A 15,392-nucleotide genomic window follows, 5' to 3' on the forward strand; every position below is an offset into this window, starting at 1 on the left:
GCCGCTCGGATATGTTGCGTCGGCTGCCACGCCCCTCGTTCCGTGCCTGGCTGTTCCTGCTGCTGCTCGGCCTTGGCGGCCTGATTGCCTGGCTGGATCCCTGGCAGGTGCCAACGCCCGGCCCGGTACCCACCGATGAAGCTGGGGAGCCCGACTATTTTCTGGAGCAGGCGCAGTTGACCCGCTTCGATGCCGACGGCCGGCCCCATCAGCGCCTGGAGAGCCCGCGCCTGGTGCATACGCCCCACGACGACGTCACCCGCGCCGTCACCCCGCAGGCCCATCTGATCGACCGCGAGGGCCGACTATGGGTGGCAAGCAGCACGGAAGGCCGCCTCGGCCCGGGCGGCAACCCGCTGACGCTCTCGGGTGACGCCCGGCTCTTCGCGCCCGAGGAGCGCTGGCAGCTCGACACCGAAACCTTGCACTTCGACGCCAACGTGGGGCATGCCTGGAGCGACACGCCCGCCCTGCTGCAGCAGCCGCCACAGCACATGCGTGGCGAGCGCTTCGACGCCTGGATCCATGACAATCGGGCACGTTTGACCGACAATGTGCGCGGCCATCACCCCCCGGAAGGCGCACAGCCGGGGCAGGCCGAAGCCGCCAACCTAGAGGATTTCACGCCATGAAGCGATGCAAGCTCCCGACCGTCCGAATGCCACTCACCCTGGCGCTGGTTGGCATGGCGTTGATCGGTCTTGCAGGTAGCGGTTCGGCCATGGCGCAGCAGCGTGACGCCGACCAACCCGTCGAGGTCGAGGCCGATCGACTCGACCTCGACGACCGCGCCGGCACCGCGGTCTATACCGGCGATGTCGACATCCGCCAGGGCACCATGCGGCTGACCGGCGACCGAGTCGAGTTTCAGCGCAATGCGGCCGGCGAACTCTCCCGCGCCACGGCCCGCGGCGAACGCGCCTACATCGAGCAGCAGCCCGACCCCGACCAACCCGTGGTCCGCGGCTGGGGCCGCACGATCGTCTATCACGTGGCCGAGCGGCGCGTGGAGCTGATCGACCGCGCCGAGCTGCACCAAGGGGGCGACACCTTCGACGGTGGCTACCTGGAGTACTTTCTCGACCGCCGCGTCGTTCAGGCCCGTGCCGAGGGGGAAGGCGTCGAGGGGCGCCAGCGTATCCGCATGACCCTGCAGCCGGAGCGCTGAAATGGCGAAGAAGACCCTGCAAGCCCGAAATCTGGCCAAGAGTTACAAGCGCCGCCGCGTGGTACACGACATCAGCCTCGCCATCGAACAGGGCTGCGTGGTCGGGCTGCTTGGGCCCAACGGGGCAGGCAAGACCACTTCGTTCTACATGATCGTCGGTCTGGTCAAGGCGGATGCCGGCGAAGTTCATATCGACGATCTGGATCTCTCGCACAGCGCCATGCACGAGCGAGCCCAAGCCGGAATCGGCTACCTGCCCCAGGAGGCGTCGATCTTTCGCAAGCTGTCGGTGGCCGACAACATCATGGCCATTCTCGAGACGCGCAAGGATCTCGACCGCCATGGGCGACAAGCAAGGCTCGAGCAGCTGCTGGAAGACTTCCATGTCACCCATATTCGCGACAACCTGGGCATGAGCCTGTCCGGCGGCGAGCGGCGGCGGGTCGAGATCGCCCGGGCGCTGGCCACCGAGCCGGCCTTCATCCTGCTCGACGAACCCTTCGCCGGGGTCGACCCAATTTCGGTGGGCGAGATCAAGGGGATCATTCGCCAGCTGAAGGCGCGCAACATCGGCGTACTGATCACCGACCACAACGTTCGCGAAACCCTCGACATCTGCGATTCGGCCTACATCGTCGGTGACGGCCAGATCATTGCCGAAGGTGACGCCGAGGCCATCCTTGCCAACAGGCGGGTACGGGAAGTTTATCTGGGCGAGGATTTTCGCCTGTAGCGCAATCCAGTGCATTATGCAAGCATTTGATCTTTATTTAAAATATTCTAATCAGGCATAAATATTGCCGATGGCATGCATATTGCAGTCAATTCTCTTGCAAGTCGCTGCCGACCGGTCTAGGGTAGAGTTTTCCGGCAGATGAGCCCGTTATTCTCATGGCCATGAAAGCATCCTTGCAACTGCGTGTCGGCACCCAGCTGACCATGACCCCCCAGCTGCAGCAGGCCATTGCCCTGCTGCAGCTCTCGACTCTCGATCTACGCCAGGAAATCCAGCAAGCCCTGGAATCCAACCCCATGCTGGAACTCGACGACGGCTTCGGCGAACAGGCCGTCGGCGAAGCCCAGAGCGATGACTGGGCCAGCGAAATACCCAGCGAACTCTCCACCGACAGTGACTGGACGGATACCTACCCCGATCATGGTTCGAGTTCCGGCGGCGCTACCGGCGAAGGACCGGATTTCGAGCGCCAGGCCTCGGAGCAGACGCTGGCCGGCCACCTGATCTGGCAATTGGCGATGACCGATCTGAGCGACCGCCAGCGCATTATCGCCGAGAGCCTGATCGATGCCGTCGATGGCGCCGGCTACCTGTCGCAGGCGCTGGAAGATATCCGCGACGGCCTGCGCCAGCAGGGGCTCGAAGGCCTACCCACCCGGGAGGTCGAACAGGTTCTGTTGCGCCTGCAGCAGTTCGAGCCCACCGGCGTGTTCGCCCGCGATCTGCGCGAGTGCCTGATGCTGCAGCTGGCCGCCCTGCCCGACGATACGCCGCTGCTGCCACAGACCCGTCGCCTGGTGCGCCAGTTCCTCGAGGCGCTGGCTGCCGACGACCGTCGCCTGCTCAAGCGCCGCCTGGGGCTGGACGACGATGCCCTGAATGAGGTCATTGCCCTGGTTCGCTCGCTGGACCCACGCCCCGGTAGCGCCTATGCCGAAGTGGGCAGCAGCTACGTCACCCCGGACCTGGTTGCCTATCACGACGAATCAGGCTGGCGCGTGGAACTCAACGCCGAGGCCCTGCCCCGGCTGCGCATACAGCCCGATTATGTCGCGCTGGTGCGGCGCGCGGACAAGAGCCAGGACAACCAGTTCCTCAAGGATCACCTGCAGGAAGCGCGCTGGCTGATGAAGAGCCTCGCCAGCCGCAACGATACCCTGCTGCGGGTGGGGCGGGAGATCATGGCACGCCAGATCGAGTTTCTCGAGCAGGGCGAAGAAGCCATGAAGCCCCTGGTGCTGGCCGACATCGCCCAGGCCGTCGAGATGCACGAGTCGACCATATCGCGCGTGACGACACAGAAGTTCATCCACACCCCACGCGGCGTGTTCGAGCTGAAGTATTTCTTTTCCAGCCACGTAGGTGGCAACGGCGACGGGGACGCCCACTCCAGCACGGCTATTCGTGCCCGTATCCGCAAACTGATCGCCGACGAGCCACCGCGCAAGCCTCTTTCCGACAGTCGCCTGGTGGATCTGCTGGCAGAGAGCGGTATCGAGGTGGCACGTCGCACGGTAGCCAAGTATCGTGAAGCTCTGGGAATTCCCTCCTCGAGCGAGCGCAAGCGTTTTCGCTGATGCCTCGACGTAACGCTGACGCTGGGCAATCGTCACTTTCGAGGGGGTTTGCAGGACAGCAAAAAGGGTTACAATCGAGCCACCACCCGAAGGACGAAGGAGCTTGTCATGCAAGTCAACATCACCGGCCATCATGTTGAACTGACCGATCCACTGCGTGACTACGTGAGCGAAAAGCTTAGCCGCGTCCAGCGCCATTACGACAACATCACCAACGTGCAAGTGACGCTCTCGATCGAAAAGGAGCGTCAGCAGGCCGCCTGCACGCTGCATGCCGCCGGCGCCGACCTTCATGCTGAAGCCTCCGATCCGGACATGTATGCCGCCATCGATGCGCTGACAGACAAGCTCGACCGCCAACTGGTCAAACACAAGGAAAAGGCCCAAGCGCGCGCCCAGGGCGCCGGCATTCGCTGAGCTGCCATGACACTGGAAACCATCCTGCCCCCGGAACGCGCGCTGTTCGACGTTCCCGGGGGCAGCAAGAAGAGGGTGCTGGAGTTCTTCAGCACCTTCATAGCGCAGAACACTCCTAGCCTCGACAGTCAGGAGGTCTTCGGCAGACTGGTCGGTCGTGAGAGACTGGGCAGTACCGGGATCGGCAATGGCGTGGCCATCCCCCATGCCCGTAGCCCCCACTGCCATAGCCCGGTGGCCGCCTTTCTCAAACTGGCCGAGCCCATCGACTTCGACGCCATCGACGGCGAGCCAGTCGATCTCGTCTTCGTGCTGCTGGTGCCCGAGGAGGCCGACGACACGCATCTGTCGTTGCTGAGCCAGGTGGCGGGCGTGATGAACGACGCCGATACGCGTGCGGGGCTGCGCAAGTGCGCGAGCCAGCGTGAACTCCACGAGCACCTCATCGAAGCGATCCGACGACAGTCCTCGGCCTGACTTTTTCTACTCGCCGTTCGGCCGGCCCCTGATCAGGAGAACCGTCATGCAGCTTGTGATCATCAGCGGCCGTTCCGGCTCCGGCAAGTCGATCGCACTGCAAGCGCTCGAGGACATCGGCTACTACTCCATCGACAACCTGCCGGCGATGCTACTCGGATCTCTGGTGGATGAACTGCGCAACTCCCCCACGATCCAGACCTCGATCGCCGTCAGCATCGACGCACGCAACCTGCCCCATGCCCTGGAGCGCTTCCCACGGCTGCTGGAAGAGCTACGCACCAAGCAGGTCGACTGCCAGATCATCTACCTGACCACCGATGCCCGCATTCTCCTCGAACGCTACTCCGCTACCCGACGTCGCCATCCGTTGACCCGTGGCCGGGACATGACCCTGGGCGAGGCCATCGAATCCGAAGACGCGACGCTGAGCGACATTCGCAACCTGGCGGACCTGATCATCGACACTTCGCGGTTGTCGGTTCATGACCTGCGCGGGCGCATCACCGAGCAGGTGGCCAGCCATCGCGCCGAGCAGTTGACCCTGACCGTGGAGTCGTTCGGCTTCAAGGGCGGCGTTCCTCTCGACGCCGACATCGTCTTCGACGCTCGCTGCCTGCCCAACCCCTACTGGGACCCGCGCCTGCGCTCGGCCACCGGCAGGGAGCCCAGTATCGTCGAGTTCCTGGAGCAGTATCCCATTGTCCAGGAAATGCTCGACGACATCATCGCCTGGGTCGAACGCTGGCTACCGGCCTACCGCGATACCCACCGCAGCTATCTGACTGTCGCCATCGGCTGCACCGGCGGCCAGCATCGCTCGGTTTACCTGGCCGAGCGCCTCGCCAAGCATCTGGCCCAGCAACAGCCCGACGTGCGCCTGCGCCATCGCGAACTCGGTATCCACACTCCGGTCACCGCCGTACAGGAAGAGACCGAAGAGACGTCTGAACGCAAGGAAACTTGAGCGTGCCCTGCCGCAAGCTGACCCTGACCAACAAACGCGGCCTCCACGCCCGAGCTGCCACCAAGCTGGTACAGTGCTGCCAGCCCTTTCGCGCCCGCGTATTCGTCAACCGTGGCCAGCAGCAGGCCGATGCCAGCAACATCATGGCACTGTTGATGCTGGGCGCCCCCTGCGGTACCGAACTCGAGGTCCGTGCCGAAGGAGATGATGCCGAAGCGGCGCTGGAAGCCATCGAGGCGTTATTCGATGCCCGCTTCGAAGAGGATAATTAGGGGAATGGCTGCGCTCGGCCATGCGGCGTTGAAGCCCTCCTCGCAGTGCTCATTCAGGTTCCCTAAACTCCGCCTGCTCATCGGGCTTCGCCTGGCCTGACCATCGCTCGCTCATTCCCGCGAACCTTGCGGTAAGGCCCATATCCGTTTCAGCTACCTGCCACTGTCATCTCGCCGACCAACCAACTGCCGGTGTGAATGCTGCCGCGGGTGTCGATGTCGCTGCCAACGGCCTGCAGCCCCTTGAACATCGCCTCGAGATTGCCGGCGATGGTGAACTCCTCCACCGGATACTGGATTTTCCCGTCCTCCACCCAGAAGCCCGCTGCACCACGCGAGTAGTCACCGGTTACGCCGTTGACGCCCTGGCCCATCAGCTCGGTGACCAGCACGCCGCGACCCATACGCGCCAGCAGCTCTTCGCGCGAGGCAAGCGGCGCCGTGATGCGCAGGTTGCGCGCGCCGCCAGCATTACCCGTGGTCTGCATGCCGAGACGTCGGGCACTGTAGGCCGACAGCATGTAGCTGGCCAGGCGGCCATCCTCGATGAAGACGTTGTCGCGGGTCTGCACGCCATCGTTGTCGAAGGGGGAACTGGCCATGGCGCCGCGCTCCATGGGACGCTCGCCGAGGGTGAACCAGTCGGGAAACAGCGCTTCTCCCAAGCGGTCGCACAGGAACGAGGCCTGACGATAGAGCGAACCACCGGCAATGGCACTCATCAAATGACCGACGAGGCCGCTGGCGACGGTGGCATCGAACAGCACCGGCAGGCGACCGGTGGCCGGGCGCCGGGCTCCCAGGCGCTGGAGGGTGCGCTCGGCCGCCTTCCTGCCCACCTCCTCGGCATCACGCAGATCCCGTGGGTCACGCGCGCTGGTGTAGTCGTAGTCGCGCTGCATGCCATTCTCGTCCTCGGCAATCAACATGCAGGAGAGCGAATGGCGGCTGCCGCGCTGACTGCCGACAAAGCCGTGGCTGTTGGCGTAGACCCGCACCCCTTCACCGCTGGAGAGCGAGGCTCCTTCCGACTGGCGGATACCGCTCTCGGCGCGGCCGGCCGCTTCGCAGGCCAGTGCCAGTTCGATGGCCTGCTCGGTGGAGAGCGGCCAAGGGTGGTGCACGTCGAGATCCGGCAGATCCGTGGCCATCAGCTCGGGATCGGCCAGCCCTGCGGCGGGGTCTTCACCGGTGTAGAGCGCGATGGCCACGGCCTTCTCCACGACCTCGCGGATCGAGGCTTCACCAGCATCGGTGGAAGAAGCGCTGCCCTTGTGTCCACGCAGGTAGACCGTCACGGCGATGCCCTGGTCGCGGGAAAGTTCGACGGATTCCACCTCGCCTTCGCGCACGCTGATACCGATCCCCTGATCGACGCTGGCCCCTACCTCGCAGGCATCGGCCCCCAGGTGTCTCGCCAGGGCCAGTGCCTGCTCGGCACGCGACTCCAGCAGCGCCTGCTGGGCGGCGGCATCGAAAGCCTTGCTCATGTGTCTCTCCCTCGTTCACCGGTCGTGCCGGTCTCCGTACGTGTCTGTTCCCGTCGTGGCACGACGGACTGATATACTGCTGTCATCGAACCTATTCATCTCCCGATGGCCAGGCTAGCGCTGACCCTCTCACTACTTGGATGCGGCATGACCCAGGATATTCCCTCCCCCTCCGACGAAAGACCCAGCAAGTCCCAGCTCAAGCGGGAAATGCACGCCTTGCAGGCGCTGGGCGAGCAGATCATCGCCATGAGCCCCGCCGAGCGGGCACGCTTCCCGTTGTCGGAAGACATGCTTGCCGCCGTCGAGGAAACCTCTCGCATCCGCTCCCACGAGGGGCGCCGGCGCCACATGCAGTACGTCGGCAAGCTGATGCGACGCGAGGACCTCGAAGCGATCCAGGCCGTGTTCGACGAAATCGAGCAAGAGAATCGCCACCGCGATCTCGCCTTTCATCGCCTCGAGAAGTGGCGCGATCGCCTGATCGAAGAGGACGACGGCGCCGTCGAGGCCTTTATCGAGGAGCATCCCGACGTCGATCGCCAGGCGCTGCGTCAGCTGATCCGCAACGCCAGGAGCGAGCGCGAACGCGGCAAGCCCCCCGCCAATGCGCGCAAGCTGTTCCGGCTGATCCGCGATACGGCCGGTTTGTGAAAGCGCAGGAGCAGGACACAGTCTGCGACCGACCGCCTGGCTTCACGGGGCCGCGGCGGCAGGCTTCCGAGGAGGCGCTGTAAACCCTTCCCTGGGCGCTACCTACGCCATCCATGGCGTAGGACCTCCTCTCCAGCCTACCCCCTGAGCCCCTTGCCCCATCGCTCCTCCAAAACTTTCCCCCCTCCCCGCAGAACGTCGCCGAGCGCAGGCACGTTCCTTCATGACGCGGTGCCGCCGACGGTGAGCTCATCCAGCTTGAGCGTCGGCTGGCCCACGCCCACCGGCACGCCCTGCCCCTCCTTGCCGCATACGCCAATGCCGGTGTCGAGTTCCAGGTCGTGGCCGATCATCGACACCCGGCCCATCGCCTCCGGCCCGTTGCCGATCAGCGTCGCGCCCTTGACCGGCACGGTGATCTTGCCGTCCTCGATCAGATAGGCCTCGCTTGCCGAGAACACGAACTTGCCCGAGGTGATGTCCACCTGGCCGCCACCGAAGCTGACCGCGTAGATGCCGCGCTTTACGCTTGAGATGATGTCGGCCGGATCGTCCTGGCCAGCCAGCATGTAGGTGTTGGTCATGCGCGGCATCGGCATATGGGCAAACGACTCGCGCCGGGCGTTGCCGGTGGGCTGCATGCCCATCAGCCGGGCGTTGAGCTTGTCCTGCATGTAGCCGGTGAGGATGCCATCCTCGATCAGCGGGGTGTACTGGCCCGGCGTGCCTTCGTCGTCCACGCTCATGGAGCCGCGCCGATCGGCCAGGGTGGCATCGTCCACCACCGTGACGCCGGGCGCGGCCACACGTTGCCCCATGCGTCCGGCGAAGGCCGAACTGCCCTTGCGGTTGAAGTCGCCTTCGAGGCCATGTCCCACCGCCTCGTGCAACAGGATGCCGGGCCAGCCGGGAGCGAGTACCACTGGCATCTGACCGGCAGGAGCATCGACCGCCTCCAGGTTGACCAGCGCTTGGCGCACGGCTTCCTTGGCAAAACGCTCGGCAACGTTCTCATCACGCAACCGCGACATGGCATAGCGGCCACCGCCACCGGCGCTACCACGCTCACGCCGGCCATTCTTCACGGCAATGACGCTGACGTTGAAACGCACCAGCGGCCGGATATCCGCCGCCAGCGTACCGTCGCTGGCCCGCACCAGGACGACCTCATGCACCCCGGAGAGCGATGCGCTCACTTGAGCGATGGTCGGGTCGGCGGCCCGCGCCACGCGATCGGCCTGCTTGAGCATGGCGATCTTGTCCTCGGCCGAGAGGCCCGACAGCGGGTCGACCGATGCGTAGCGCAGCACGCTTTGACTCACGACCCGCGAGCCGATCGGCAGGCTGGCGCCGCTACGCACGATGCCCGAGGCCGTACGCCCCGTTTCCGCCAGAGCGTCGACAGTGATCTGGTTGGAATAGGCGAAGCCGGTCTTCTCGCCCGCCATGGCACGCACGCCGACGCCGCCATCGATGTTGTAGCCGGCCTCCTTGACCTCGCCATCCTCCAGCACCCAGCTCTCGTGCCAGCTCCGCTGAAAATAGAGATCGGCATAGTCGATACCGGGTGTCAGCACATGACCGAGGCCGGCATCGAGAGCGTCGATGTCCAACCCACCGGGGTGGAGCAGGATCTCGGCGGCAGTATCGAGCAAGGCGGGTGAAGATGTCGTCATTCGGCGGTTTCCAGTGTGATGTCGGGCGAGGTCCAGGGGCCTCGCACGCGATAGTGAATTCGGGTGACCCGGTCGATGGCGCTGCCGAAGAGACGGTCGGCGAGGAATAGCGCGCCACCCACCACCGGTGCACCGGCGATCACCGCCGCCAGCGGCAGGCTGCTGCTGACGGGCACGGTGACGCCCAGGCGCTGATCCAGTTCCCGTCGGGCAAGATTGACGGTGCCGTCCAGCGTAAAGGAGGTTGCCGGGCCATCGATCGTTACCGGGCCGTTGGTCTCCAGTACTCCTCCATACAGGGTAGCAGCCCCGCTCACATGATCGAAGGCCGTGCCCTGGCCGGTCACGTCGGAGAAGTCCATGCGTAGCCGGCGCACCAGGTTGTCGACGTTGAGCAGGCCCACCAGCCGCGCCGTGGGCGACTCGAGATTGACGAAGCGGCCATTGCGCAATTCGACTTCAATGCTGCCACGCGAACGCGCCAGGGCGAATTGCCAGGGCGTCCCCGGCCAGGCCAGTTGGCTGCGCACATGGGTCTCGTTGCTGCGAATCGAGACCGGCTGACCAAGCCTTTCCAGCGCCGTCCCCAGGTCGCGCCCATCGAGATCGAGCCGCGAGCGGGTCAGGCTGTCGCCGGGCCCGGCAGACTCCCATACGATCTCTCCCCGCGCCGTGATCTGCCCCAGTGTCAACCCCAACGGCGCCACCCTGAGCCGCTGCGGCCCACCCTCCCAGTGGGCGGTGAGCGGGCCGATCGCACGCCCCTGGTAGAGAATATCGGCGATGCGCAGGCGGCCGTCGGGTAGCTCGGTGAGCCAGTCGGGCAGCGGCGTCGGATCGGGTGGCACGTCGAGTTCCTGGAGCAGGTTGCCGGCGCCTTCCGTCTGGGCCGGGAGCAGGCCATCGAGGGTCAAGCGCTCGAGCGCGATGTCCAGCGGGTCGGAGAGGGACGGTCGATAATCGAGGTAACCTTCGAGCAGGCCACCCTGCAGCCCGACACGCCAGCCGCCGCCGGCGTGCGGGCGCGCCTCGGCGGTCATGACGCCCAGGCAATCGTGCGGGCCAACGAGACAGGCGGTTTCCACCCGCAGGCGGCGCAGCGGCGAAGGGCCGCCAGCGGCACCCGATGTCCCACCATCGAGCAGCGGTACCAGTGCCTCGCCCCACGCCACCAGGTCGAGCCGGGATTGGAAGATCGTTCCCGACCAGCCCTCTTGCTCCGGCCAGCCAGGTGATTCCGGCAGCCGCCCCAGCCAGAACTGACCCTGCCCCAGGTCGGACCATGGCAGGCCCCGCCAGCGCAGCCGCGCGTCGCTACCGAGTTCGGCCTCCACGCGCTGCTGGTCGAGATCGGCCTGGACCCACAGTGGCCGTGCCTCGCCGGCCGACTTGCCCAGCGGCGGCGGCAGATCGATGGCCACGCCCTGCAAGTTGCTGTCGAAGCGGAAGCTATTGTTCGCTTCGCCGAGCGTGAAACGTCCCCGCCAGGGCAGGCGACCCGACACCCCGGCGCCAAGGGCGCCGGCATCGAACCGCTGCAGTATTCTCGCCACATCGGCGGCGCCATCGAGTTCGATATGACCGGCCAGGGTATCGATGCTGGCATTGACCGGGCCGCCGAACAGGCGTCCCTCCAGGCGCCCCTCCAGCCCCCCTTCTTCGTCGCGCTGGCGCCAGGCGAGCGGCCCACTGACGTCCTGCAACGGCACCTCGAGCGGCAGGTAGACGAGCCGTTCCATGGCCACGTCGGTGTCAAGGTCGAGCTGAAAGCCCTCCTCTTCGCCAAGCTTCGTGACCAATGCGATCTGGCCGGCCGCTCTCCCCTCGCCGCGCCAGTCGTCGACCTGCTCGATACCATCGACGGGCATGGCGCGCAGGTAACGGCGCAGGGCCTCGCCATCCGCCGCCAGGTCTCCCGTCACCCGCAACACGTCGTCTGCGATGACGACCCGCCCGTTGGTGCCTTCCACACCCAGGCTCTCGGCATGGCGCACCTCGGCATCCAGGGTACCGATGCCCACCGTGAGCTGCCCCTCGAGCGACTCGATCACCGGCCACTGCGGATCGAAGGGCAACCGGCCGTCCTCGATCTCCAAGTCGAGCTGCAGGCGTGGCTCGAGGCCACTCCCCCCACTCCGCAACGGCAGATGCAGCTTGAGTTCGCCCGACGGCACACGTCCGGCCACGCCCGCCGCCAGCCAGGCATCGAGTTCGTCGCCCAGCACGTCGGCCGGGAGCCAATCCACCAGCGGCCGCTCCAGGGCATCGACGTCGCGGAAGCGCAGGTCTAGCCCCAGGCCGCCATGCACGCCGCCGCCGATCGCCAGACCAAAGCTGCCCTCTACCTCGGCATCCTGCCAACCTGCCATGAGATGGCGTCCGCTGACGAAGGTACGTGGCCCCTCGTAGGTCCAACGCACTTCACCGCTGGCATGAGAGAGTTCCATCGGCGCCTGGTAGAGCCGAGGCAACTTCAGTGCCGGCTCACCGACGCCGACGAATTCGACACGCCCCGAGAGATCCCGCGCCTCGACCCAGGCATCCAGCGGGCCGCCTCCCGGTACTTCGTCCCAGGGCTCCACCTCGACCTGGTGGACGGCGGCCTGTGCGATCCAATGCCCATTGCGCCGCCCCACTGCGAGCCCCGACACCAAACCGCGAGGCTCCAGGGCGTCAATGGTGCGTACCAACCCTTCCGGCAGCAGGATGCGCTCACGCCAGGCGGCAAGCGAGGCCAGCTCGAAACGGCTGGTGGTCAGCCACCAGCCCTCATCGTCGCGGCGCATGTACCAGAAATGCGGCAACGCCGGCTCCCGTTCACGCTCGAGTTCGTCGGGCTCCGCCCAGTCGGCGGCCGAAGCATCGCCCTGTAGCCACGCCTCCCAGCCTTCGTCGCTGCGCAGCCACTGGCCGCGCGCCCTGAACGGTTCCAGCACGATCGGCTCGTCATCGCGGCGCAACGCCAAGCGAGGCACATCAACATCGATTCGTGCATCGGCCAATGCACCGCGGTGCCAACGTCCCCAGAGGGTGATGTCACCGCTGGCATCCTCGAGACGCAGGGGGTCGTCGGGTGTGAAGACCTCGACCAGGTCGATCAGCGTACCCAGCTTCATCTCGGCCTGAAGGGCGGCGCTGAAGTCGCGAAAGCCGGCAGGGCCGGGAAAGACTTCCAGGGCGGCCTCCAGCGATGCCTCTTCCTGCCCCTCCAGATGCACTTCGCCTTCGAGGTGTGCATGCCGCTCATCGCCGGTGAGTAACAGGCGCGGCGCCAGCATGTCGACCCGGCGCTCGCGCCCATGCAGCACCAACCGCACGTTCTCCACCCAGGCCCGCTGACGCAGTAGCAGCCCGATCCAGAAATCGAGTCGCTCGAGATCGAATTCGCCTTGCAGTAGCTCCGGAGGAATCCTGGCCGGGTCCGGCCAGTGCCAGCCACCTTGCTCGTCCTGATAGAGGTGAAGCGTGAGCCCGGTCAGGCGCGCATCCTCGACCACAGGCACGCCGCTGCGCAGGCTCGCGGCGGTGTCTAGCCGCAGGCGGGCATGCTCGACCTGAAGCAGCGGCAGGCCGGCCTCCCCTTCCTGGGTAGTAAGCGTGAGCCCTCGGCTCTCTACCATAGGGTCGAGCCGGGCAAGCCTGGCATCGAACTCGCGCAGCTCCACCGCAGCGCCCGTGCGTGCCTCGAGCAACCGCTCGACGCGCGGCGACAGTTGATCGACCTGGGACAAGGCCAGGCGCAACGCCAGCAGCAGTATGGCGACCAGCGCCAGCAGCACGGCCAGTAGGGTGAGCGTCCAGCGTCCTACCTGACGAAGAGGATGCATCGGCCGCTCACATCAGCACGATGTCGTACTGCTCCTGGGAGTAATGCCCCTCGACCTGGAAGCGAATGGTCTTGCCGATGAACGTCTCCAGGTCGGCGACTGCCGCGGACTCCTCGTCGAGCAACCGATCCACCACTGGCTGAGAGGCCAGCACCATATAGGTCTCAGCGCTGTAGGCGCGCTCCTCGCGCAGAATTTCACGAAAGATCTCGTAGCACACCGTTTCGGCAGTCTTCAGGGTGCCGCGACCGCCGCAAGTGGGGCACGCTTCACACAGGGTCTGCTCCAGGCTTTCGCGGGTCCGCTTGCGGGTCAACTGCACCAGACCCAGCTCGGTGACACCAGTGCACTTGGTCTTGGCGTGGTCGCGCTCCAGCGCCTTCTCGAGGACTCGAAGCACCTGACGCTGATGCTCCGGGTCCTCCATGTCGATGAAATCGATGATGATGATGCCGCCCAGGTTGCGCAGACGCAGTTGCCGGGCAATGGCATTGGCCGCCTCGAGGTTGGTCTTGAAGATGGTTTCCTCGAGGTTGCGATGGCCCACGTAGCCACCGGTATTGACGTCGATGGTGGTCATTGCCTCGGTGGGGTCGATCACCAGATAGCCGCCTGACTTCAACTGCACCTTGCGTCCCAGTGCCTTCTGGATCTCGTCCTCGACGCTGTAGAGGTCGAAGATCGGCCGCTCCCCCGGGTAGTACTCGATGCGCGCGCTGGAGTCGGGCATGAACTCCTCGGCAAACTCCAGCAGCTTGACGTAGTTCTCGCGCGAGTCGATACGCACCTTCTCGATCTCGTCGCGCATCAGGTCGCGCAGGGTACGGATGAACAGTGGCAGGTCGTCGTAGATCACACTGGGTGCCGGGGCGGTGACCTTGCGCTCGCTGACCTTGCGCCACAGACGCAACAGGAAATGCATGTCGGCAAAGAGTTCATCCTTGCCCACGTTCTCCGCCGCCGTGCGCACGATGAAGCCCCCGGTGATCTCGATCTCCTGCTCGCCCTGGCACAGCTCGAGCAACTCGCGCAGGCGCTCGCGCTCACGCTCGTCCTCGATGCGCTGGGATACGCCATGGTGGGGGGAGTCGGGCATGTAGACCAGGTAGCGTGACGGCACCGATAGGTGGGTAGTCAAACGCGCACCCTTGGAACCGATAGGATCCTTGGTGACCTGGACGACCAGGGCCTGGCCCTCGTGAAGCAGTTGACCGATGGAAGCCTGCTCCTCCGGCGGGGTGCCGGGCGGCATCACTTCGTGGGCATGTATGAAGGCCGCGCGGTCGAGTCCAATATCGACAAAGGCCGCCTGCATGCCGGGAAGTACCCGCACCACGCGGCCCTTGTAGATATTGCCGACGATACCGCGTCGGCGCGTGCGCTCGATCAGCGCTTCCTGCAGTACGCCGTTTTCCACCACCGCCACGCGGGTTTCCATCGGCGTCAGGTTGATCAGTACTTCGCCGCTCATGCGGAAATCCTTGTCCAATTCAGTCTTCGCCGCATTATGACATAGTGATGCGGCTAGACAGCATCATTCCAGATCGGCACGCCCTGTCGCGCCAGCAGTCGGGCCGTCTCGAACAGCGGCAGTCCGACCACCGCGGAGTAGCTGCCCTCGATGCGCTCGACGAAAATCGCCGCGAGTCCCTGTATGGCATAGCCGCCCGCCTTGTCGGCCGGCTCGCCGGTGGCCCAGTAGGCCGACATCTCCGCGTCGTTGATTTCGCGCATGGTGACTCGGGTCGTCACACACACATCGAGCAGACCGGCAGGTCCCGCCACGGCCACGGCGGTCAATACCTCATGGGTGCGACCCGACAGCAGGCGCAGCATGGCCGCGGCTTCAGTCCGATCCGCGGGCTTGCCGAGGATCCGGCCCTCGCATACCACGACGGTGTCCGACCCCAACGTCGGCAGCAGGGAACGGCACGCCCCCACCGCGGCCTTCTCGCGGGCCAGACGCGTGACATAGGCTGCGGGATTCTCGTCGCGGAGTGGTGTCTCGTCGACATCGACCGGCCGCACCTCGACGGCGACGCCGATACTGGCCAGCAGCTCGCGCCGCCGCGGCGAGGCCGACGCCAGACAAAGCACGACAGGGCTAGATGTATCGGTCATGGCCACCGCT

General features: G+C 65.5%; 14 protein-coding genes. 9 read left to right on the forward strand and 5 right to left on the reverse strand.

Annotated features, from left to right (window positions below; all coding sequences use genetic code 11):
* The first annotated feature begins 11 nt into the window (after positions 1–11).
* The 8 genes from lptC to ACUY1T_RS04460 all read left to right on the forward strand — a co-directional run bounded on the left by lptC (position 12) and on the right by ACUY1T_RS04460 (position 5,614).
* Positions 12–632, forward strand: coding sequence for an LPS export ABC transporter periplasmic protein LptC (lptC, locus tag ACUY1T_RS04425; protein WP_446020508.1), 621 nt, complete (start codon positions 12–14; stop codon positions 630–632).
* 26 nt (positions 633–658) lie between these two features.
* Positions 659–1,168, forward strand: a complete 510-nt coding sequence (gene lptA, locus ACUY1T_RS04430) for a lipopolysaccharide transport periplasmic protein LptA (protein ID WP_446020509.1) — start codon at positions 659–661, stop codon at positions 1,166–1,168.
* A gap of 1 nt (position 1,169) precedes the next feature.
* Entirely contained in the window at positions 1,170–1,901 is a 732-nt protein-coding gene (gene lptB / locus ACUY1T_RS04435; protein WP_446020510.1) for an LPS export ABC transporter ATP-binding protein, read from the forward strand.
* A 158-nt stretch (positions 1,902–2,059) separates the two neighbouring features.
* On the forward strand, positions 2,060–3,481 hold the full coding sequence (locus ACUY1T_RS04440) for an RNA polymerase factor sigma-54 (protein WP_446020511.1): 1,422 nt from the start codon (positions 2,060–2,062) through the stop codon (positions 3,479–3,481).
* Positions 3,482–3,589: 108 nt separating this feature from the next.
* Positions 3,590–3,898 carry a ribosome hibernation-promoting factor, HPF/YfiA family gene (gene hpf, locus ACUY1T_RS04445; RefSeq protein WP_446020512.1) on the forward strand — a complete coding sequence of 103 codons (309 nt, stop codon included), beginning with the start codon at positions 3,590–3,592 and terminating at the stop codon, positions 3,896–3,898.
* A 6-nt stretch (positions 3,899–3,904) separates the two neighbouring features.
* Positions 3,905–4,375, forward strand: coding sequence for a PTS IIA-like nitrogen regulatory protein PtsN (ptsN, locus tag ACUY1T_RS04450; RefSeq protein ID WP_446020513.1), 471 nt, complete (start codon positions 3,905–3,907; stop codon positions 4,373–4,375).
* A 46-nt stretch (positions 4,376–4,421) separates the two neighbouring features.
* Entirely contained in the window at positions 4,422–5,342 is a 921-nt protein-coding gene (gene rapZ / locus ACUY1T_RS04455; protein ID WP_446020514.1) for an RNase adapter RapZ, read from the forward strand.
* A gap of 2 nt (positions 5,343–5,344) precedes the next feature.
* Positions 5,345–5,614 carry an HPr family phosphocarrier protein gene (locus tag ACUY1T_RS04460; protein WP_263580436.1) on the forward strand — a complete coding sequence of 90 codons (270 nt, stop codon included), beginning with the start codon at positions 5,345–5,347 and terminating at the stop codon, positions 5,612–5,614.
* A gap of 149 nt (positions 5,615–5,763) precedes the next feature.
* Here the strand turns inward: ACUY1T_RS04460 and pmbA are convergent, their stop codons facing one another.
* Positions 5,764–7,104: a metalloprotease PmbA gene (gene pmbA / locus ACUY1T_RS04465; RefSeq protein WP_446020515.1), complete on the reverse strand. Its 1,341-nt coding sequence runs from the start codon at positions 7,102–7,104 to the stop codon at positions 5,764–5,766.
* Positions 7,105–7,251: 147 nt separating this feature from the next.
* Here pmbA and yjgA point away from each other — a divergent pair, with 147 nt between their 5' ends.
* The gene (gene yjgA, locus ACUY1T_RS04470; protein WP_446020516.1) at positions 7,252–7,758 is read left to right on the forward strand and encodes a ribosome biogenesis factor YjgA; all 507 of its coding nucleotides are present in this window, start codon (positions 7,252–7,254) and stop codon (positions 7,756–7,758) included.
* A 221-nt stretch (positions 7,759–7,979) separates the two neighbouring features.
* On the opposite strand, the gene tldD is transcribed toward yjgA, so the two are convergent.
* From tldD to ACUY1T_RS04490, 4 genes are read right to left on the reverse strand one after another with little or no spacing between them, the layout of a single operon-like run.
* The gene (tldD, locus tag ACUY1T_RS04475; RefSeq protein ID WP_446020517.1) at positions 7,980–9,434 is read right to left on the reverse strand and encodes a metalloprotease TldD; all 1,455 of its coding nucleotides are present in this window, start codon (positions 9,432–9,434) and stop codon (positions 7,980–7,982) included.
* The gene (locus tag ACUY1T_RS04480; protein WP_446020518.1) at positions 9,431–13,261 is read right to left on the reverse strand and encodes a YhdP family phospholipid transporter; all 3,831 of its coding nucleotides are present in this window, start codon (positions 13,259–13,261) and stop codon (positions 9,431–9,433) included. Before ACUY1T_RS04480 ends, tldD begins: the two co-directional genes overlap by 4 nt.
* A 7-nt stretch (positions 13,262–13,268) precedes the next feature.
* Positions 13,269–14,732 carry a ribonuclease G gene (gene rng / locus ACUY1T_RS04485; RefSeq protein WP_446020519.1) on the reverse strand — a complete coding sequence of 488 codons (1,464 nt, stop codon included), beginning with the start codon at positions 14,730–14,732 and terminating at the stop codon, positions 13,269–13,271.
* Between the two features lie 53 nt (positions 14,733–14,785).
* A complete protein-coding gene (locus ACUY1T_RS04490; protein WP_446020520.1) occupies positions 14,786–15,382 on the reverse strand; it encodes a Maf family protein in 597 nt (198 codons plus the stop codon).
* Positions 15,383–15,392 lie beyond the last annotated feature (10 nt).

The sequence above is a fragment of the Billgrantia sp. Q4P2 genome, from assembly GCF_052806135.1.